The sequence below is a fragment of the Streptomyces sp. NPDC002386 genome (assembly GCF_053593175.1).
The window spans coordinates 1-19,850 of record NZ_JBSFBX010000007.1; the positions used below are offsets into that span (position 1 = coordinate 1).

At 71.1% G+C, this 19,850-nt stretch carries 14 protein-coding genes; 10 read left to right on the top strand and 4 right to left on the bottom strand.

Going from position 1 to position 19,850, the window contains the following annotated elements; translation table 11 throughout:
* Positions 1-311 precede the first annotated feature (311 nt).
* Positions 312-1,859: an MFS transporter gene (locus tag ACWCPN_RS15845; RefSeq protein ID WP_451206084.1), complete on the bottom strand. Its 1,548-nt coding sequence runs from the start codon at positions 1,857-1,859 to the stop codon at positions 312-314.
* A gap of 185 nt (positions 1,860-2,044) precedes the next feature.
* Here ACWCPN_RS15845 and ACWCPN_RS15850 point away from each other — a divergent pair, with 185 nt between their 5' ends.
* The 3 genes from ACWCPN_RS15850 to ACWCPN_RS15860 all read left to right on the top strand — a co-directional run bounded on the left by ACWCPN_RS15850 (position 2,045) and on the right by ACWCPN_RS15860 (position 4,137).
* Entirely contained in the window at positions 2,045-2,668 is a 624-nt protein-coding gene (locus ACWCPN_RS15850; protein WP_365129895.1) for a TetR/AcrR family transcriptional regulator, read from the top strand.
* Positions 2,669-2,749: 81 nt separating this feature from the next.
* Positions 2,750-3,451 (top strand): ribonuclease HII, encoded by a 702-nt coding sequence (locus tag ACWCPN_RS15855; protein ID WP_199212281.1) that lies wholly within the window; start codon positions 2,750-2,752, stop codon positions 3,449-3,451.
* 68 nt (positions 3,452-3,519) lie between these two features.
* A complete protein-coding gene (locus tag ACWCPN_RS15860) occupies positions 3,520-4,137 on the top strand; it encodes a hypothetical protein (protein WP_451206087.1) in 618 nt (205 codons plus the stop codon).
* A 288-nt stretch (positions 4,138-4,425) separates the two neighbouring features.
* On the opposite strand, the gene ACWCPN_RS15865 is transcribed toward ACWCPN_RS15860, so the two are convergent.
* Positions 4,426-5,046 (bottom strand): hypothetical protein, encoded by a 621-nt coding sequence (locus ACWCPN_RS15865; protein WP_199212282.1) that lies wholly within the window; start codon positions 5,044-5,046, stop codon positions 4,426-4,428.
* Positions 5,047-5,331: 285 nt separating this feature from the next.
* Positions 5,332-7,497: a RecQ family ATP-dependent DNA helicase gene (locus ACWCPN_RS15870; RefSeq protein WP_451206090.1), complete on the bottom strand. Its 2,166-nt coding sequence runs from the start codon at positions 7,495-7,497 to the stop codon at positions 5,332-5,334.
* A 187-nt stretch (positions 7,498-7,684) separates the two neighbouring features.
* Here ACWCPN_RS15870 and ACWCPN_RS15875 point away from each other — a divergent pair, with 187 nt between their 5' ends.
* The 6 genes from ACWCPN_RS15875 to ACWCPN_RS15900 all read left to right on the top strand — a co-directional run bounded on the left by ACWCPN_RS15875 (position 7,685) and on the right by ACWCPN_RS15900 (position 16,769).
* Positions 7,685-9,253 carry a DUF4192 domain-containing protein gene (locus ACWCPN_RS15875; RefSeq protein WP_451206093.1) on the top strand — a complete coding sequence of 523 codons (1,569 nt, stop codon included), beginning with the start codon at positions 7,685-7,687 and terminating at the stop codon, positions 9,251-9,253.
* A gap of 252 nt (positions 9,254-9,505) precedes the next feature.
* Complete coding sequence (locus ACWCPN_RS15880; RefSeq protein WP_451206096.1) at positions 9,506-10,264, top strand: NUDIX hydrolase; 759 nt, start codon at positions 9,506-9,508, stop codon at positions 10,262-10,264.
* Between the two features lie 152 nt (positions 10,265-10,416).
* Complete coding sequence (locus ACWCPN_RS15885) at positions 10,417-12,762, top strand: ATP-binding cassette domain-containing protein (protein ID WP_451206099.1); 2,346 nt, start codon at positions 10,417-10,419, stop codon at positions 12,760-12,762.
* A 163-nt stretch (positions 12,763-12,925) separates the two neighbouring features.
* Entirely contained in the window at positions 12,926-13,816 is an 891-nt protein-coding gene (locus ACWCPN_RS15890) for a FadR/GntR family transcriptional regulator (RefSeq protein WP_451206102.1), read from the top strand.
* A 432-nt stretch (positions 13,817-14,248) separates the two neighbouring features.
* Entirely contained in the window at positions 14,249-15,787 is a 1,539-nt protein-coding gene (locus tag ACWCPN_RS15895) for an RNA polymerase sigma factor (protein ID WP_451206104.1), read from the top strand.
* Between the two features lie 121 nt (positions 15,788-15,908).
* A complete protein-coding gene (locus tag ACWCPN_RS15900) occupies positions 15,909-16,769 on the top strand; it encodes a serine protease (protein ID WP_451206107.1) in 861 nt (286 codons plus the stop codon).
* A gap of 100 nt (positions 16,770-16,869) precedes the next feature.
* Here the strand turns inward: ACWCPN_RS15900 and ACWCPN_RS15905 are convergent, their stop codons facing one another.
* Positions 16,870-17,100: a DUF7455 domain-containing protein gene (locus ACWCPN_RS15905; RefSeq protein ID WP_390052217.1), complete on the bottom strand. Its 231-nt coding sequence runs from the start codon at positions 17,098-17,100 to the stop codon at positions 16,870-16,872.
* A gap of 440 nt (positions 17,101-17,540) precedes the next feature.
* Here ACWCPN_RS15905 and ACWCPN_RS15910 point away from each other — a divergent pair, with 440 nt between their 5' ends.
* Positions 17,541-19,664, top strand: a complete 2,124-nt coding sequence (locus ACWCPN_RS15910) for a DNA gyrase/topoisomerase IV subunit B (RefSeq protein WP_451206111.1) — start codon at positions 17,541-17,543, stop codon at positions 19,662-19,664.
* The last annotated feature ends 186 nt before the right edge of the window (positions 19,665-19,850 follow it).

Below are 19,850 nucleotides of genomic sequence, written 5' to 3' on the forward strand. Positions count from 1 at the left end.
TCCCCCCCTCCTCCCCCCCCCCCCCCGCCCCCCCGTCCCGCCTGGGGGCCGGGGGTTCCCTTGGTGCCCTACCCGGTCTTCCCTACCCCGCCGGCCGCCCCCCCCCCCCCCCCCCACGGCTCTGTCCGGGCAGGTGAACGGCGGGAGGGGTGCGGGTGATGGCGGTTTCCGTCGCTGTGCCGGCCGTGCTTGTCCCGCTACTGGTCTCCCTGGTCGTGGCCGTCCGGGCGGTGCGGACGGCCGGACCGCAGCGTGTCCTGTTCCCCCGGCTGCGGTCCGGCCGGCCGCGGTTCCACGAGGCCGTGGGCCGGTCAGCCGATGCCCGGACCCGCCGTGCCGGCGAGGGCCTCGAGATCGCTTCTGCGCACCCTGATCACCAGCCAGGCGGTGAGGAACGCGAGCACGGCCATGGCGGCGGCCGGGACGAAGGCCGCGGAGATCCCGTGAGCGAGCACCTCATGCCCCCAGGGCGCGGGCAGCTGCTGCGTCCTGACGAACTGCGCCTTCTGTTCGGGCGTACCGTCGGCGAGGAACCTCGGCAGTTGTTTCTTCGCCTCGTCCGTGCTCGCGGAGCCGAAGACGGTCGTCAGGATGGACAGGCCCAGCGAACCACCGACCTGCTGAGTGGCGTTGAGAAGCCCGGAGGCCGCTCCCGCCTCGTGCTGCGCCACACCGGAAACGGCCGTGACGGTGACCGTCACGAAATTGAGGCCCATGCCGAAGCCGAACACCACCATCGGTCCCAGCACGCCGCCGAGGTAGGAACTCTCGGGCGTGATGAAGGTCTGCCACACCAGTCCGATCACCACGAGCGCCGAGCCGGTCATCATGAAGGGCTTGGGTCCGAGCGTGGGCAGGAAGCGCTGGGACAGACCCGCGCCGACCGCGATCGCGAAGGTCACGGGAAGGAAGGCGAGGCCCGCCTCGATCGCGCTGTAGCCGAGTACGTTCTGCACGAACAGCACGATGTAGAAGAACATGCCGAACATCGCCGCAGCGAGACTCAGCATGATCACGTACGTGCCCGAGCGGTTGCGGTCGGCGAACATCTTGAGCGGGGTGATCGGCTCCTTGGCCCGAAGCTCGGTGAAGACGAAGGCGAGAAGGAGCACCACCGCGGCGCCGAAGGACCCCAGGGTGAGACCGTCCCGCCAGCCCTCCTCCGAGGCGCGGATGAACCCGTACACCAGCGTGGCCATGCCGGCCGTCGACGTGAGCGCGCCCGCGATGTCGAACCGTCCCGGGTGCCGCTCGGACTCGCTGATGTACAGCGGGGCGAGGAACGCGATCAGCAGCCCGATCGGCACGTTGACGAAGAGCACCCACCGCCAGTCGAGCCAGTCGGTCAGCATCCCGCCCGCCAGCAGGCCGATGGCACCACCGCCTGCGGACACGGCGGCGAACACGCCGAAGGCCCGGTTGCGCTCCGGCCCCTCGGGGAACGTGGTGGTGATCAGGGCGAGCGAGGTGGGCGAGGCGATCGCGCCGCCCACTCCCTGAAGAGCGCGCGCCGCGAGGAGTTGCCAGGGTTCCTGGGCGAGCCCGCCCAGCAACGAGGCGAAGGTGAACAGCAGGATGCCGGCCATGAACACCCGGCGCCGGCCGAGGATGTCGCCGGCCCGCGCGCCGAGCAGCAGCAGGCCGCCGAAGGTGAGCGTGTAGGCGCTGACCACCCAAGTGAGGTCGGTGGTGCTGAACTTGAGAGCGTCTTGAATGTGCGGGAGCGCGATGTTCACAATCGTCGCGTCGAGTACCACCATGAGCTGGCAGGCCGCGATGACCGTGAGCGCGATGCCGGGATGCCCGTCCCGGCGGGCCGCGCCCGGTTGCCGTTCTTGGAGCAGCTGAGAGGTTGTCACTATGGGTCCCCCACAAAGGCTTTAGTGAACGCTCGCGTTCACTTTCGCGTCAACGGTAGTGAGTCCCCAACAGTGAACGCAAGCGTTCACTTAATTCCGCGTCGCGTGTCGTGTCCCCCTTGCTGCGACGTGACGCGGCCCCGCCCCGGAACCCCCGCTTCCCCTTGCATGCTGGAGAAACACAGATGGATACCTCGCGCTGGACGGCCGCTCCCGCTCAGGCGGCCTCCCCCCGTCGGCGCGGCGCGGTGCTCGAGCGCGCGATCCTGGACGCCACCCTGGAGCAGCTCAGCACGGTCGGCTGGAGCGGTCTGACGATGGAGGGTGTCGCGGCCGGCGCCCAGACCGGCAAGGCCGCGGTCTACCGCCGCTGGCCCTCCAAGGAAGATCTGGTCGCCCACGCCCTCGAGGCCGGACTGCCCCCCGTCGAGGAGGTCCCCGACCTCGGCGGCGTCCGGGAGGATCTGCTGGCCCTGTGCCGGCGCGCGCGGGACGCCATGTTCTCGCTTCCCGGTTTCGCCCTGCGCGCCGTCATTCACGAATGCGATCCGGCTCAGGTCGAGCGCTTCCACAGTGTGATCTTCGACGGAGTGGTCGAGCCGATGATCGAGCAGCTACGGGAGGTCGTAATCCGAGGTATCGGGCGGGGAGAGGTGCGCCCCGACGCCGACAACGGCTACGTCTTCGACGCCGTCCCGGCGATGATGATGTACCGGACCAAGATGTGCGCCAGCGAATGGAGCGACCAGGATCTTGAGGAGATGATCGACCGGCTGATGATGCCGCTGTTGCGGCGGCACGGGTCCTGAGGGGGGTCGGGCGCGCCCCCGGTCCGATCTTGGGGGCCGGGGTGTCGCGTGGTCCCACCGGCGGCGTAACCTAAGGGCGCCATGCCGTACGAACCACCTACACACACCGTCGAGCGCTCCCTGCGCGCCACGACCGGAGCGAAGGTCATTGCCGGTGTCGACGAGGTGGGGAGGGGTGCGTGGGCCGGCCCCGTCACCGTCTGCGCGGCGATCACCGGACTGCGCCGGCCGCCCGAGGGCCTGACCGATTCCAAGCTGCTGACCGTGAAGCGGCGTACGGAACTGGCCGGGATACTGCGGTCGTGGGTCACGGCCTACGCCCTGGGGCATGCGACGCCCGAGGAGATCGACGCCCTGGGGATGACCGCCGCGCTGCGGCTGGCCGCCGTCCGCGCCCTGGAGCTCCTGCCGGTCCGCCCGGAGGCCGTGATCCTGGACGGCAAGCACGACTACCTCGGCGCCCCGTGGCAGGTACGCACGGTCATCAAGGGTGACCGGTCCTGCGTGGCCGTCGCGGCGGCGTCGGTGATCGCCAAGGTGCAGCGCGACAAAATGATGGCCGAACTGGGTGTCGACCATGCAGACTTCGGATTCGCGGACAACGCGGGATATCCGTCGCCCGTGCACAAGGCGGCACTGGAGGTACGGGGGCCCACCCCGTACCACCGCTTGTCGTGGGCGTATCTTGATGCGCTGCCCCAGTGGCGGCACCTCAAGAAGGTCCGCAGCTGGACGGAAGGAAGCGTTCCGGAGATCGAGGGCCAGCTCGGCTTCGACTTCTGACGGTTCCGCTCGCACTGATGTGCCACCCGGCCAACCATGCCGCACCAACGTTTGATAAAAATCAGCTCATGCCTCTCATTCCCGAGGAGCCTCAGATTCACGAGAGTGCCCAGGGTCCCCGCACCGCGCCGACCCCACGCCCCGTACCCGGCCCCCGTCCCGCGGCTCCGTCCCGCCCCGGTCGTCCAGGCCCCCCGCGGCCCGCGCCGCCGGTGCAGCGCGCTTCGCGTGACACGGCCCCGGTCAAGCCGGCCCCGTCGGGCCCGGCCGCTCCCGCCGCCACGGCTCCGGCCGCCTCACCGGCGACTCCGCAGATCCAGCTCATCCCCGCCTCGGTCGAGGGCGCGCTCGACGCCGCCGAAGAGGCAGTGGACCTGCTTCTGGACTCGGGCCGCGCCCCCGGAGAGGTGCTGGTGGTCACCACCGACTCCCAGCACCCTTGGGCGGAGCACGAGTTGTCCTTCGGAGAAGCCTCCTACTGGAAGCAGCACGACTCCGGTGACGACGTCTTCTACACGGACGCCGTCCACGCCCCCCGTGCCGCGACCCGCCCCGTGGTCGTCGTGGCCGTCAACGGTGAGTCCGCCGCCACCGCCCTCCCACTGGCCCACTCGCGGGCCGGAGCGCTGCTGATCGTCTGCGGTGACCCGCAGCAGATCAACGCGGTGCTGGGCGCGGGCGTCTGAGGAACGTCCGGGCCCCTCGGGGCCGGGTATGACGAAGAGCCGCCCCGGCGACATACGTACGGTGCGGCTTTCGGCATGCCCGGTCAACCGGCGGCGGCGGTTTCGCGCGCGTTGAACGGCCCCGTTCGCGAGCGTCCGAAGTAGCGGTGTGGACCCGCGCCTGTCCGTGGCAGCGCGGTGGGCAGCCCGCGGGACGGCAGCCCTCCCGGCATCGCCGTAGCGCGGGGGGTTCCGTGCCCCGCCGCACCCTGGCCCTACCCGAAGGTCCGACCCTCGGGCGTGCCCGCGTCAGCGGGCAGCCGCGCGGCGCAGGACTTCGGAGACCGGGCCACCGGTGCGGGGAGGCAGCGGCGGGGCCTGCGACATGGCGAAGGACTCGGGTTCCGAGTGGGCGTTCGGATGGCGTCCACCCCGGCCCTCACCGAGTACCTGCCAGCCGTCGCCGGTCAGGGTGATGTACGCCCCGCAGCGCAGCCCGTGCAGCGTGCAGGCGTCACGCAGCCCCCACATCCAGGCGCCGTCCTCCGCCGTCCAACGCGCTTCGCCCTCACGGCAGTAGAGCAGCACGGCGGTGCGTACCGGCGTGCGGCGGCGCAGGTCGTGCGGGATGACCCGGCGCAGCTGGTCCAGCAGCGCGTTGCGGAACATCCAGCCGTCGGCCGGCGCGGGGCGCCGTATGAACGACGCGCTGGCGCACAGCCGTTCCTCCGGATCCAGGACGGCGACGACCGCCATGGAAGGCCGGGGGCGATGGCGGGCGTGCAGACCGCCTACGACCTCACGGGGGTTGCGCAGCAGGGGGATTCCGGCGGCTGCCCACTCCGCGGGCTCGAGCAGGCGACTGGCGGAAGCGGCGGACGCGGACGTCGACAAGGAGGCCGCCGAGGACGAGGCGAATCCGAAGGTCACGTTCCTCCCTTCGGCTACGCGCCCACACTGCGGGCGAGGTCGGGTTCGTGGGAGCGCGCACCGCGGCGAAGCCCACGGATCGTGGGCGAGCCGTGCGGGGAGCGGACTTCAATTCTTCCTGTCGAACTTGGATGCGGCAACGAGCAATTGAGGCCGCCGACGCTTATCTGGTGGTGCGTGGCTTATATCCCTACCCACAGGGGTCGCCGGCGACCCCTGTGAGGCTCGGCCCGGGCACGTTGTGTCGCACGCGAGCTGTGCCGACCGGGCTCGCGGGGTGCGCCGTCACCCCTGGACGGCCAGCACCAGGGGCAGCACGCCTTCGGCACCGGCCTTTCTGAGCAGGCGGGCCGCGACGGCCAGGGTCCAGCCGGTCTCGGTGAAGTCGTCCACCAGCAGGACCGGACCACGCGCCTCGGCGAGCGTGGCGGCGAGGGCGGGCGGCAACGTCAGCGAGCCGTCGAGAGCCTTCAGCCGCTGGGCACTGTTGCTGCGCGGCACCCGGGGCGCGTCCCCGGCGTACTCCACGGAGCCGAGCAGCGGCAGCCGGCCGACCTCGGCGATGCGGGCGCCCAGTGAGCCGATCAGGACAGGCCGGGAGCGGGAGGCGACGGTGACTACACCCATCGGCCGGGCCTGGGCGTCGGCCGCCCCCGGGGCCCAACCGCCTGGCCCCTTCGCCCAGTCGGCCAGTACGTCCACCACGGCTCGCGCCACGTCGTCGGGCACCGGCCCGTCGGGAGCCTGGGATGCCAGCAGGGGCCGCAGCCGGTTACCCCAGCCGATGTCCGACAGCCGGCCCAGGGCCCGCCCGGGCGAGGCCTGTTCGGCGGCCGCGATGCGGCCCTTGAGACTGATCCCGATCGCCGGGAGCCCGGTCGGCCACATACGGCGCGGCTCCACCTCGACCCCGGCACGCCCCAGGTCGACGCGCGCGGCGTCCAGCGCCGCCGTCGTGGTGTCGGCGCTGAAGCGCGGTTCCGCACAGTTGTCGCAGCGGCCGCAGGGCTTGGCGCCCTCGTCGTCGAGCTGCCGCTGCAGGAACTCCATCCGGCAGCCCGTGGTGGACGCGTAGTCACGCATCGCCTGTTGCTCGGCCCCGCGCTGCCGGGCCACCCAGTCGTACCGCTCGGTGTCGTAGGACCACGGCTGCCCTGTCGCGATCCAGCCGCCCTTGACCCGCCGCACCGCTCCGTCCACGTCCAGGACCTTCAACATCGTCTCCAGCCGGGAGCGGCGCAGTTCCACCAGCGGTTCCAGGGCCGGGAGGGACAGCGGCCCGTCGGCCCGGGCGAGAACGTCCAGAGTGCGGCGCACGAGGTCCTCGGAAGGGAAGGCGAGCGAGGCGAAGTACTGCCAGATCGCCTCGTCCTCCTTGCCCGGCAGCAGCAGCACCTCGGCGTGTTCGACACCACGGCCCGCGCGGCCGACCTGCTGGTAGTAGGCGATGGGGGAGGACGGCGAACCGAGGTGCACCACGAACCCGAGGTCCGGCTTGTCGAATCCCATGCCGAGCGCCGACGTCGCGACCAGCGCCTTGACCCGGTTGGCGAGCAGATCGTCCTCGGCCTGCTGCCGGTCGGCGTTCTCCGTCCTTCCCGTGTACGAGGCGACGGTGTGGCCGCGCTGGCGCAGGAACGCGGTGACCTCCTCGGCGGCCGCCACGGTGAGCGTGTAGATGATGCCGGAGCCCGGCAGGTCGTCCAGGTGGTCGGCGAGCCAGGCCATCCGGTGCGCCGCGTCCGGGAGGCGCAGCACACCGAGGCTCAGGCTCTCCCGGTCCAGCGGACCCCGCAGCACCAGGGCGTTCGAGGTACCGCCGGTGCCGAGCTGCTCGGCCACGTCGGCGGTCACGCGGGCGTTGGCAGTGGCGGTGGTGGCCAGCACGGGGACACCGGGCGGGAGCTCGCCCAGCATGGTGCGCAGCCGGCGGTAGTCCGGGCGGAAGTCGTGCCCCCAGTCGGAGATGCAGTGGGCCTCGTCCACGACGAGCAGTCCGGTCGCCGCGGAGAGCTTGGGCAGGACCTGGTCGCGGAAGTCCGGGTTGTTCAGCCGCTCCGGGCTGACCAGCAGCACGTCGACCTCGCCGCGCTCGATCTCGGCCTGGACGCCGTCCCATTCCTCGGTGTTCGCGGAGTTGATGGTCCGGGCGTGGATGCCGGCACGCGCCGCGGCCTCCACCTGGTTGCGCATGAGCGCGAGCAGCGGGGAGACGATCACCGTGGGCCCGCTGCCTCTGGCCCGCAGAAGCGACGTCGCCACGAAGTACACCGCGGACTTCCCCCAGCCCGTGCGCTGCACGACCAGGGCCCGGCGCCGCTCGGCGACCAGCGCCTCGATCGCCCGCCACTGGTCCTCACGCAGCCGTGCCGTTGCCGTGGTGTCCCCGACGAGCCGGGCGAGAACGGCGTCGGCCTGCGCCCGGAGGTCCGCGTTGCTGGTGTGCTCCATGCGTCCCATACAACAGGACGGGACTGACAATCGGGCGGGACCGAGGTGGAGTGCGGCCATCCACCGCACTCGGACCGTGGAAAATCGCGTGCAGCGCGGGTCACTCGGTCGCGCGTCTTGTCGTGTCCCTGATTCGAGTTGTCCACAGGCTCAAGCGGGATCCCGGTATCCGCGAGATCGTCGGCGCATGACGAATCACGGCGAAACGACCGGACCCTTCGAAAACGGTGACCTCACGGGGCACGAGCCGCTGGGCGGCCCACCGAACGACCAGTCCGCCCACGACCCCCAGGTCACCCTGCGGACCCCCGCCGAGCTGGCCGACGCCCTGCCGTACCTGCTCGGCTACCGCCCCGAGGACAGCATGGTGCTGGTCGCCCTGCACGACCGGGAGGGCCGCGGCAGGTTCGGCGGCCGCGCCCGGTTGGGTATCCCGGCGAGCCGGGAGGACTGGCCGGAGGCCGCCCGGCAGCTGGCCCGCGGCTTGGTGGCCGGCAGTGAACGACGCGGCACCCGGCCCGAGCAGATGGTCGCCTACGTCTGCCAGGAACCGGCCGCGGGCGAGACGGGCCGGGACGTCATGAAGCGGCTCGCGCCGCTCGCCCAGCTCCTGCGCACCGAATGCGGCGGGCTCGACGTGCCGGTGATCGAGGCCCTGTGCGTCGCGGACGGCCGGTTCTGGTCGTACTGCTGTCCGGTCAAGGGGTGCTGCCCCGACGATGGAACACCGATGGGTCTGCCCGGCACCTCGGTGCTGGCCGCCGCGGCCACCTACGCGGGTATCCAGGTGCGCGGCACGCTCCGTGAGCTGCGGGCCAGGCTGCTGCCCTGGGAGACGGGCGCGGCCTTGGAACAGGAGGTAGCCCTGGACGCGGCAGGCATGTCCCTGGTGCCCCGGATTCTGGACGACGCCGAACGTGTGCGCGTCGCCGAGGAGACCCTCGGTCTCGCCGACCGGGTAATCCGTCGGTTCGCCGCGGCTGCGCCGGCGTCCGGTGTCCATCAGGCGGACCTCCGCGACGACGGCCTGCTCGCGCACGACGAGGCGGCGGCATTGATCCTCGGACTTCAGGACCGCACGACTCGCGACCGCGCGGCCGCGTGGATGGAGGGCGACGACGCCGGTCCGGCCCTGAGGCTCTGGCGGGCGCTGTCCCGCCGCTGCGTGGGCCCGTACGGCGAGCACGCGGCCGCTCCGCTGACCCTGGCGGGCTGGGTCGCCTGGTCTTCCGGCGACGAGCTGGAGGCCCGGGAGGCCCTCGCCATGGCCCTCGGCGCCGACCCCGACTACCTGTTCGCCCGGCTGTTGCACCAGGCCTGCAACGAAGGGCTCGACCCCGAGTCGATCCGCCGCTGTCTGCGCGCCGAACGCGAGCGGCCCGTCGAGCGGGAGGCGGAGCAACGGCCTGTCCCGGCGGCCGGGGCCGCGTGCGACGAGTCGTCGTCCACCCCTGCCCGAGGATCCGGCGCCACCACACGGCCCGGCGGTCCCGGTGCCGAGCGCGCCCCGGCGGCCGGTGGCTCACGGCGTCGGCGCCGGACCCGGACCACAGGGTCCGTCGACGGCACCGCCCGGCCGGCACGAGGGGACGAAGGGCACCGGCGCCCGGCCGGCTCCCACCCCCGGGCGTCGGGCGCCGGACCTTCCCGGCCGGGCGACGCCAAGCCGGGCGCGGCCCGCGTGGGGGCGGGTGAGGGCATGTCCCGCGGCACTGCGGCGGCCGGAGGAGAACGAGAGAGCGAGGGCGAGGGATGAGAGCCAGGGGTTGAGGCGGCACGGGTGACGGATGAGAGCTCAGGGTTGAGCCGGGTGAGGACGCGGATGCGCCGGACGCGCTCCGGGCCGTCCCCTGCCACACGGCCCGGTACAGGGGTCTGACCTCGTGCGACACCGGTGGCACGAGGAGGGGGAGTCCGTATCGCGCTCATACCGGAACGAAGTGGATCCGGTTCCGGGACGGCCGGCGAAGGGAGTGTTTATCGTCAGGCAGACGACTATGATCGCCGCATGCCCTACGACCCGTCAGCCTTTCCCCCCTTCGCCGTCACCGTGGACCTGGTCGTGCTGACCGTGCGCCGCCATTCGCTGTGTGCGCTGGCGGTGCGCAGGGGTGAGGCGCCGTTCCAGGGGCGGTGGGCGCTTCCCGGCGGTTTTGTACGGGCCGACGAGGACCTCTCCCAGGCGGCGGCGCGGGAGCTGGCCGAGGAGACCGGGCTGCGCGCCCATGACCCTGCGGCTCCGGCCCAGGACAACGGCGCCCATCTCGAACAGCTCGCCACCTACGGTGACCCGAAGCGGGACCCCCGGATGCGGGTCGTCAGCGTGGCCCACCTCGCGCTCGCCCCGGATCTGCCCGCGCCCCGGGCGGGCGGCGACGCGAGCAATGCGCGCTGGGCGCCCGTCGAGGAGCTGCTCCAGCAGAGCGGATACGGCCGCGACGGCGAAGCAGTGGCACCGCTCGCCTTCGATCACGCCCAGATCCTCGCCGACGGGGTCGAGCGGGCCCGATCCAAGATCGAGTACTCCTCGCTGGCCACCGCGTTCTGCACGCCCGAATTCACCGTGGGGGAGCTGCGGCGGGTCTACGAGGCCGTGTGGGGGGTGGCCCTCGACCCGCGCAACTTCCATCGCAAGGTCACCGGGACACCTGGATTCCTCGTGCCCACCGGCGGTACGACCACCCGCCAGGGTGGCCGGCCGGCCCAGCTCTTCCGGGCCGGCGGCGCCACCTTGCTCAACCCGCCGATGCTCCGTCCAGAGGTCTGACCGGCGCGGGACCCCGGCACCCGCTGGGCCGGTGTCGACAAGGGCGCGGCAGGCACCTTTCCGCCTATTGGCGGACGCGTGGACCTCTCGACTTGCGCACCACGGAAGAACAGATAGGGGGATACCAGGAAATCCGGACATCGCGCGCTATCTTGCTGCAGGTGATCCAGGCCTTCGGATTGACCAGCAACCCCCGCAAGGCGCACCCGCCCGCCGTCGACGACGTCTCCTTCGAGGCGCGCGCCGGTCATGTCACTGCGCTCCACGGCGCCGGGGGAGCGGGCAAGACGACGACGCTCAGGCTGATGCTCGAACTGCAACCGGGCCGTGGCATCACCCATTTCCGGGGCCGGCCCCTGCACCGGATCGCTCATCCGTCACGGGAGGTCGGCGTGCTCCTCGGGGACGTGCCCGGTCATCCGGCCCGCTCGGTCCGCGGCCACCTGCGCATGCTGTGCGCGGCGGCGGGTGTTCCTGTCCGCCGCGCGGATGAGGTGCTCGAAGTCGTTGGTCTCGTCAGCCTCCGTGAGGAACGCCTCGGGACCCTGTCGCGTGGCATGGACCGCAGACTCGGACTGGCCTGCGCGCTGCTGGGCGACCCGCACACGCTGGTGCTGGACGCGCCCACCGCATGCCTGTCCGCCCGGGAGGCGCGCTGGCTGCACGGCATGCTGCGCGCGCACGCGGACCAGGGCGGCACCGTGCTGTTCACGACGGCCGACCCGAAGGAGGCCGCTCGCACGGCGGACCGGGTCGTGACCCTCGACGGCGGCAGGCTCTCCGCGGATCAGGAGGGCAGGGAGTTCGCCCGTACCCGGCTGCGCCCGCGCGTGGCCGTCCGCAGCCCCTATGCGGCCCGCCTCGCGGCCGTGCTCACCAAGGAGGCCCGTACCGCCCAGCGCTCCGTCGAGGTCGTGCGAGAGACCGGCAATCGCCTCTCGGTGTACGGCAGCACGACCGCAGACGTCGGTGAGATCGCCTTCCGGCACGGCATCCTCGTCCATCAACTCGCCGACGAGGTAGGCGACATGGGTCCCGGACCGGGATCCGGAGGCGGGGTGGGCACGGACGGGGAGCCGCCGTCCGCCGGGCGGGGCACTGCCGTCCCGGACCACTCCCCGCAGGGGTGGAAGCAGGCCGCGTCCGGCTCGTCGCCGCAGGGGAGGAACGCGGCACCCGCGTCGGCGGTGCCCGCTGTTCACTCCGAGGAGCGCAAGCGATCGGTGTCCCGTGTCTCCCTGCCGGACGACGCGGTGGAGCAGAACGCCGACGGCCCGAGCCTGGTGTCCGTGGGGACGCCCGACGCGCTCCCCGGGAGCGCGGACACGGCCGAGGGAACGCAGGCGGAGGGCTCGAAGTCCGGCGCCGCATCCGCGAAAGGACGTACGCCCGCCGGCGCCGCTGCCGTCGCCGAGGCACCCGAGGGCGGTGCCGACACGGCGGCCGCCGACGTTTCCGCCGTCGCCGCCGATACCCGACCGGACGTGCCCTCTGCGGAGACCGACTCCCCGCAGACCGCCCTCGGCGCACGAGTCAGAACCGATGTCACGACGGCGGTCGCCGTCGATGCCCCCGCCGTCGGCACTGTCCCCGGCGCGCGGACACCGGGCACCGGGCATCCCGGCAGCAGGCGGTCCCGGACTGAATCGCCGTCGGCCTCGCTCGCCGAGACGGCCCGCACCCTCGACGCCCAGTCCCCCCTCCCGCCTCCCCTCTCCGTCCGCACCGCTCGCGGCCCCCTGCGCCCGCTGCGCTACGAACTGCGGCGCGCCGCGGGAATCGGCACCGGCTTCCTCACCTGCGGGGCCGCACTGCTGGTGTCCGCGCTCACCGCCGTCCTCCTCGCCCGGATCGGCCACACCCCACAGGCTCGGCTCTTCGCCGCGTGGCCGCGGGAACTGCCGCTCCCGCCGGCGGCGCTCGCAGCGGGGCTGCTCGGGGCCCTGGCCTTCGGGGACGAGTTCCGTCACCCCGCCCTGGCGGCGGACCGCGGCACCGTGCCCCGTCGGCTCGGGCTGCTCACCGCCAAACTCTTCGTCTCCGGAGCCACCGGACTGATGCTCGCCTTCCTCACGGTGGGCTGCGACGCCGAGGTGCTTTACCTCGTCTACGGTCGGGAACTGACCCAGGTCCCCTCGGACTGGCTTTCGCTGAGCGCGAGTTGGTTCGCTCTGGTGGTCGGCTGCGCCTGGGCCGGGGTGCTGGCGGCCGGGGTCTTCCGGTCCACCACGGCTGGTCTCGCCGCCGTCCTCGCCGTCCCCGTCGTCCTCGTCCCCGTCCTGCGGTGGGTGCTGGGCGGACCGGCCGTGCGAACGGCGGCCGGCATCCCCGGGCGGATGCGGGAGGTGCTGCTGGTGCAGTGGCCCTTCGGAGGTGACCGCTACCTACTGGCCACGGTCCGGATCGTCGTCCAACCGGTCGGTAGCGCAATGACGTTGTCGCTGGCTGCGCTGTTGTGCGCATACCTGGTCACGACGGTGCGGACCAGGGTCCGATGACCACCGGCGCGAACGCATCCGGTCCCGCCGTGCCAACAACTCCCCGAATACGGCTCGTTTCCTTCCGATAAGGCGTCAATTGCGACGGGGTGAGCGATCACCCTTTCGTGTGCTTTTCACCAAAGACCTCAAGGGAGTTGAAGACGACGCCGACAAAGGATGCGTGAGTACCCTTGCGCACACCATGATGACCGCCGCCCGCTCCTCAGACTCCGGTCTGGTCGGCCCGGGCGAACTCGACCGCTACCCCTACACCGACGCCGCGGTGAACGACCGGGTCGGACCTCCCGCCGCCTGGGAGGGGGCGGAGCCCGAGCTGGGCCGCGTGGGCCGGCGTGCCGCGGGCAGTCGCGGACGCGGACTGCACGGCCAACTCGTTCAGCAGCTCGGTCAGATGATCGTATCGGGCGACCTGGGGGCCGACCGCCCGCTCGTGCCCGAGGAGATCGGCCAGCGTTTCGAGGTCTCCCGCACCGTCGTTCGTGAGTCCCTCCGCGTCCTGGAGGCCAAGGGCCTCGTCAGCGCCCGCCCGAACGTCGGCACGCGCGTGCGTCCCGTCAGTGACTGGAACCTCCTGGACCCGGACATCATCGAGTGGCGCGCCTTCGGGCCGCAGCGCGACGACCAGCGTCGGGAGCTGAACGAGCTCCGCTGGACGATCGAGCCGCTCGCCGCCCGCCTCTCCGCCGGGCACGGACGTGAGGAGGTGCAGCAGCGCCTGTCCGACGTGGTCGAGATCATGAGTCACGCCATGGCGCAGGGCGACGCGCTGACGTTCTCGCGTGCCGACACGGAGTTCCACGCGCTGCTCATCCAGATCGCGGGCAACCGCATGCTCGAGCACCTCTCCGGGATCGTCTCGGCCGCTCTTCAGGTCTCCGGAGGTCCGGTCACGGGCTGCGACCGGCCGAGCGAGGCATCCCTCGCGCTGCACGCGCGGATCGTCGACGCGCTGGGCACGGGCGACGGCACCGCGGCGGAGACGGCCATGCGCCAGCTGCTCACCGTCCACCCCGAGGTGGAGCGCGTGGTTCCCGCGCCGCGCGAGCACTGACCCGTTTCCCAGTGGTGCGGTCGTCGGTGTGCCGCGGTGCCGTGGCCGGCGCGACGGCCGGGCTCGGGGACCGGCCGTCGCCGGCCCCCGCCGGAATCCTCGGAGTCCGGCGGGGCCCGGCGTCGCCCTGGCCCTACGCGATCGGCCCCGGCCGACGGGGTGGCTGTGCAGGTGATCCTGTATGACAGTCTTCGACAGCTTTTGACCGCTTACGGGGTGTGACTCGGGCCACGCAGATTGGGCGTAACGCTCGTGGGAGCAGCGCGATGACCTAAGAGGTGACAGCCGCGAAGGGAATACGGACGCCTGGCAAGGCGCTGTGCATCCTCCCGGCTCCCGCCCGCTCCGTCGGCCCACCCCCGGCCGGTGGTCGGCTCCTGTCCGCCGTGGACGGGGCCGGAAGCCGTTTTCCAACGTTCCGAGAGGTTGTTCGTGTCGGCCAGCACATCCCGTACGCTCCCGCCGGAGATCGCCGAGTCCGTCTCTGTCATGGCTCTCATTGAGCGGGGAAAGGCTGAGGGGCAGATCGCCGGCGACGATGTGCGTCGGGCCTTCGAAGCCGACCAGATTCCGGCCACTCAGTGGAAGAACGTACTGCGCAGCCTCAACCAGATCCTTGAGGAAGAGGGTGTGACGCTGATGGTCAGTGCAGCAGAGCCCAAGCGCACCCGAAAGAGCGTCGCAGCGAAGACCCCGGCCAAGCGCACCGCCACCAAGACGGTCGCGGCGAAGACGGTGACCACCAGGAAGGCCACCGCCACCACGGCCGCCCCGGTCGCACCCGCCGCCCCGGTCGCCGACGACCTCGCCGAGGACGCCGCGCCCAAGAAGGCCGCGGCCAAGAAGACGACCGCCAAGAAGGCGGCCACGAAGAAGACCGTCGCCAAGAAGACCGCGGCCAAGAAGACCACGGGCAAGAAGGACGACGCCGAACTGATCGAGGACGAGGTCCTCGAGGAGACCAAGGCCGCCGACGAGCCCGAGGGTACCGAGAGCGCGGGCTTCGTCCTGTCCGACGAGGACGAGGACGACGCTCCGGCCCAGCAGGTCGCCGCCGCCGGTGCCACCGCCGACCCGGTCAAGGACTACCTCAAGCAGATCGGCAAGGTCCCGCTGCTCAACGCCGAGCAGGAGGTCGAGCTCGCCAAGCGCATCGAGGCAGGCCTGTTCGCCGAGGACAAGCTGGCCAACGCCGACAAGCTCGCTCCCAAGCTCAAGCGCGAGCTGGAGATCATCGCCGAGGACGGCCGCCGCGCCAAGAACCACCTGCTGGAGGCCAACCTCCGACTGGTGGTCTCCCTGGCCAAGCGCTACACCGGCCGCGGCATGCTCTTCCTGGACCTCATCCAGGAGGGCAACCTCGGTCTGATCCGCGCGGTCGAGAAGTTCGACTACACCAAGGGCTACAAGTTCTCCACGTACGCCACCTGGTGGATCCGGCAGGCGATCACCCGCGCCATGGCCGACCAGGCCCGCACCATCCGTATCCCGGTGCACATGGTCGAGGTCATCAACAAGCTCGCGCGCGTGCAGCGCCAGATGCTCCAGGACCTGGGCCGCGAGCCCACCCCGGAGGAGCTGGCCAAGGAACTCGACATGACCCCGGAGAAGGTCATCGAGGTCCAGAAGTACGGTCGTGAGCCCATCTCGCTGCACACCCCGCTGGGCGAGGACGGCGACAGCGAGTTCGGTGACCTCATCGAGGACTCCGAGGCCGTGGTTCCCGCCGACGCGGTCAGCTTCACGCTGCTGCAGGAGCAGCTCCACTCCGTCCTGGACACCCTGTCCGAGCGTGAGGCCGGCGTCGTCTCCATGCGATTCGGTCTCACCGACGGCCAGCCGAAGACCCTCGACGAGATCGGCAAGGTCTACGGCGTGACGCGTGAGCGCATCCGCCAGATCGAGTCCAAGACCATGTCGAAGCTGCGCCACCCCTCGCGTTCGCAGGTGCTGCGCGACTACCTCGACTAGGTCCCGGCCGTAGCGACGCCGAAGGCCCGGCTCCTCTCGGGAGCCGGGCCTTCGTGCTGCGCGCGACGCCAGGCTGAATGACCCTGGGTGTCCCAGTGACGCCTCAGAGTGAGGAAGCCGTATGCGTCGTTCGATTGCCCGGGCACTGATCGGGCCGCTGGCCCTGGCGGCCGTGATGACCGCCATACCCCTGACCACCTCGGCCGCCGCGGCCCCGGGCGGCGTGGTCGTCGGCGGGTTTCCCATAGACGTCTCCCAGGCTCCGTGGACCGTGGCGCTGTCGAGCCGTGACCGGTTCGGGGGTACGCGGGCGGGGCAGTTCTGCGGCGGTGCGGCGGTCTCGCGGACCACCGTGCTCACCGCGGCACACTGCGTGGCGGACGAGGTCCTGGGAACGCCCCCGAACCGGGTGCGCGACCTGCGGGTCATAGCGAACCGTACGGACCTGCTGTCCGCCAAGGGCGAGGAGATCGCCGTACGGGACGTCCGGGTGAATCCGCGCTACGACGTCGACGGCAACTCCGGCGACTTCGCGGTGCTCACACTGGCCGAGCCGCTGCCGCGCGGTGCCGTGGTGGCGATGGCACCCGAGGGTGATCCCGCGTACAAGCCCGGGACCAAGGCCCTGGTCTCCGGCTGGGGCGACACCACGGGCGGCGGCGAGTACCCGCGTCACCTCCGTGCCGCACATGTGCGGGTCCTCGAGGACGGCGTCTGCGCCCGTGCCTATCCCGGAGGTCCGGACGGAACCTACCGGGCCGACACCATGCTCTGCGCGGGAGAGCCCGCGGGTGGCCCGGACGCCTGCCAGGGCGACAGCGGCGGCCCGCTCGTGGCATCGGGCAGGCTGATCGGGCTGGTGTCCTGGGGGAGCGGGTGCGGGCAGCCAGGAGACCCCGGTGTCTACACACGGGTGTCCGACATCCTCCGGAGCCTGGGAGGGCCGGCAGCGGGTCCCCAGCGGCCCCAGAGGGGCTCCTGAGGGTTTCACGGAGGTACGAGCGCGGGCGGCCGCTCCTGGAAAGGGAGCGGCCGCCCGTTCACCGGCCTGTGCCGGGGCTGGCTCGTCGTGGGTGCGAGATTCAGCGCTCTTCGTCGGAAGTGGTGCTCGGAGCGGACGTCAGCCGCTCTGTCTCGTCCTGTATCTCAGCGGCGATCTTCTTGAGTTCCGGCTCGAACTTGCGACCGTGGTGGGCGCAGAAGAGCAGTTCTCCGCCGCTGAGCAAGACGACGCGCAGGTATGCCTGGGCGCCACAGCGGTCGCAGCGATCGGCGGCCGTCAACGGGCTCGCGGGGGTCAGAACAGTAGTCACGTCGCCTCTTCTCTAGCTCGACGAGCTGTCGTACCAGGGTCAACATCCAACCAGCCCGAAAACGTTCCCGCTCGTGGCTTTTCCTCGAAAAAATCTTCCGGGGCGGCTGTCTGCTGCCGGTTGGCGGCGAATGTGCCGTAGTGCGTGTCTTGGGTGCTTACGGTTTCGCGCGGTATCCGGTCTTCCGTCCTCCCGGCTGGGTTGCCGGTTGTTCATGAGGACGTGCCCGGAGCCTAAATGGTTCATGCCTCCAAGGGAACGTGATGTGGACTTCACCCCATCGAGGGATCGAACATCCATACGACTGTGGACTAGGGTGAGATTTCGACGAGGGTGGCGTTACAACGGCTCTACCAGGCCTCGGTACCCTCTGAGCGGCAACCGAAGCCGCCCCCTTACCCACAAGGGGGTCACCTGAAATTCAGCGAGGAGCGAACCGCGTGACCGCCGATACGTCCGTGCCGTCCACAGCGCTGCTGGCAGGAGCAGACCGGGACGGTTCCAACTACACCGCGCGGCACCTGCTCGTCCTCGAGGGCCTCGAGGCCGTGCGGAAGCGCCCGGGCATGTACATCGGCTCGACCGACAGCCGCGGTCTGATGCACTGCCTGTGGGAGATCATCGACAACGCCGTGGACGAGGCCCTGGGCGGGTACTGCGACCACATCGAGGTGATCCTCCACGACGACGCCTCCGTCGAGGTGCGGGACAACGGCCGCGGCATCCCCGTGGACGTGGAGCCCAAGACCGGCCTCTCCGGCGTCGAGGTCGTGATGACCAAGCTCCACGCCGGCGGCAAGTTCGGCGGTGGCTCCTACGCCGCCTCCGGCGGTCTGCACGGCGTCGGCGCCTCCGTGGTCAACGCCCTCTCGGCCCGCCTCGACGTCGAGGTGGACCGCAGTGGCAACACCCACGCCATCAGCTTCCGGCGCGGCGTTCCCGGGGCCTTCCGCGGGAACGGGGCCGATGCCAAGTTCGAGGCCGGAAGCGGCCTGGCCAAGACCAAGAAGATCCCCAAGTCGCGTACCGGCACACGCGTGCGGTACTGGGCCGACCGGCAGATCTTCCTGAAGGACGCCAGGCTCTCCCTGGAGACGCTGCACCAGCGCGCCCGGCAGACCGCGTTCCTGGTTCCGGGCCTGACGATCGTCGTCCGGGACGAGTTCGGGCTGGGCGAGGGCGGCAGCAAGGGCGAGGAGTCCTTCCGCTTCGACGGTGGCATCAGCGAGTTCTGCGAGTACCTGGCAAGCGACAAGGCGGTCTGCGACGTCCTCCGCTTCTCGGGTCAGGGCACCTTCAAGGAGACCGTCCCGGTCCTGGACGAGCACGGTCAGATGACCCCGACCGAGGTCGCGCGTGAGCTCGGCGTCGACATCGCCCTGCGCTGGGGCACCGGCTACGACGCGAAGCTGCGGTCGTTCGTGAACATCATCGCCACCCCCAAGGGCGGCACCCACGTCGCCGGCTTCGAGCAGGCCATCACCCAGACGATGAACGAGGTGCTGCGGACGAAGAAGATGCTCCGCGTCGCCGAGGACAACATCGTCAAGGACGACGCCCTGGAGGGTCTCACCGCCGTCGTCACGGTGCGCCTCGCCGAGCCCCAGTTCGAGGGCCAGACCAAGGAGGTCCTCGGTACCTCGGCGGCCCGCCGCATCGTGAACAACGTCGTCACCAGGGAACTGAAGGCGTTCCTGACCTCCACCAAGCGGGACGCGGCCGCCCAGGCCCGGGTCGTGATGGAGAAGGTCGTCGCCGCCGCCCGTACCCGGGTCGCGGCCCGCCAGCACAAGGACGCGCAGCGGCGCAAGACCGCCCTGGAGTCCTCGTCCCTTCCGGCGAAGCTCGCGGACTGCCGCAGCGACGACGTCGACCGCAGCGAGCTGTTCATCGTCGAGGGCGACTCGGCGCTCGGTACGGCGAAGCTGGCCCGGAACTCCGAGTTCCAGGCGCTGCTGCCCATCCGCGGCAAGATCCTCAACGTGCAGCGGTCGTCGGTGACCGACATGCTCAAGAACGCCGAGTGCGGCGCGATCATCCAGGTCATAGGAGCGGGCTCGGGCCGTACCTTCGACATCGACGCGGCCCGCTACGGCAAGATCATCATGATGACCGACGCCGATGTGGACGGGTCCCACATCCGCTGCCTGCTGCTGACGCTGTTCCAGCGCTACATGCGGCCCATGGTCGAGTCCGGACGGGTCTTCGCCGCGGTGCCGCCGCTGCACCGCATCGAGCTGATCCAGCCCAAGAAGGGCCAGGACAAGTACGTCTACACGTACTCGGACCGCGAGCTGCGCGACAAGCTCATGGAGTTCCAGAGCAAGGGCGTCCGGTACAAGGACTCCATCCAGCGCTACAAGGGCCTGGGCGAGATGGACGCCGACCAGCTGGCCGAGACCACGATGGACCCGCGGCACCGCACCCTGCGCCGGATCAACCTCTCCGACCTGGAGGCCGCCGAGCAGGTCTTCGACCTGCTCATGGGTAACGACGTGGCTCCGCGCAAGGAGTTCATCTCCGGTTCGGCGGCGACGCTGGACAGGTCGCGGATCGACGCGTAGCCGCACCACCCGGCCTCTGCCGGCCGGTCCGCCGACCCGGGCGCACCGGCCGGCCGAGGCCGGCTGGATTCGGGCGCGTTGCCGTCTCTCCACCCGTGGGTGGAGAGCGGCCCGCCCCTCGATTCCACCCGCGATCCACCCCCGCTCCGATCTCCCCGACGACTGGTTTCCGTAGCTTCGATGGTG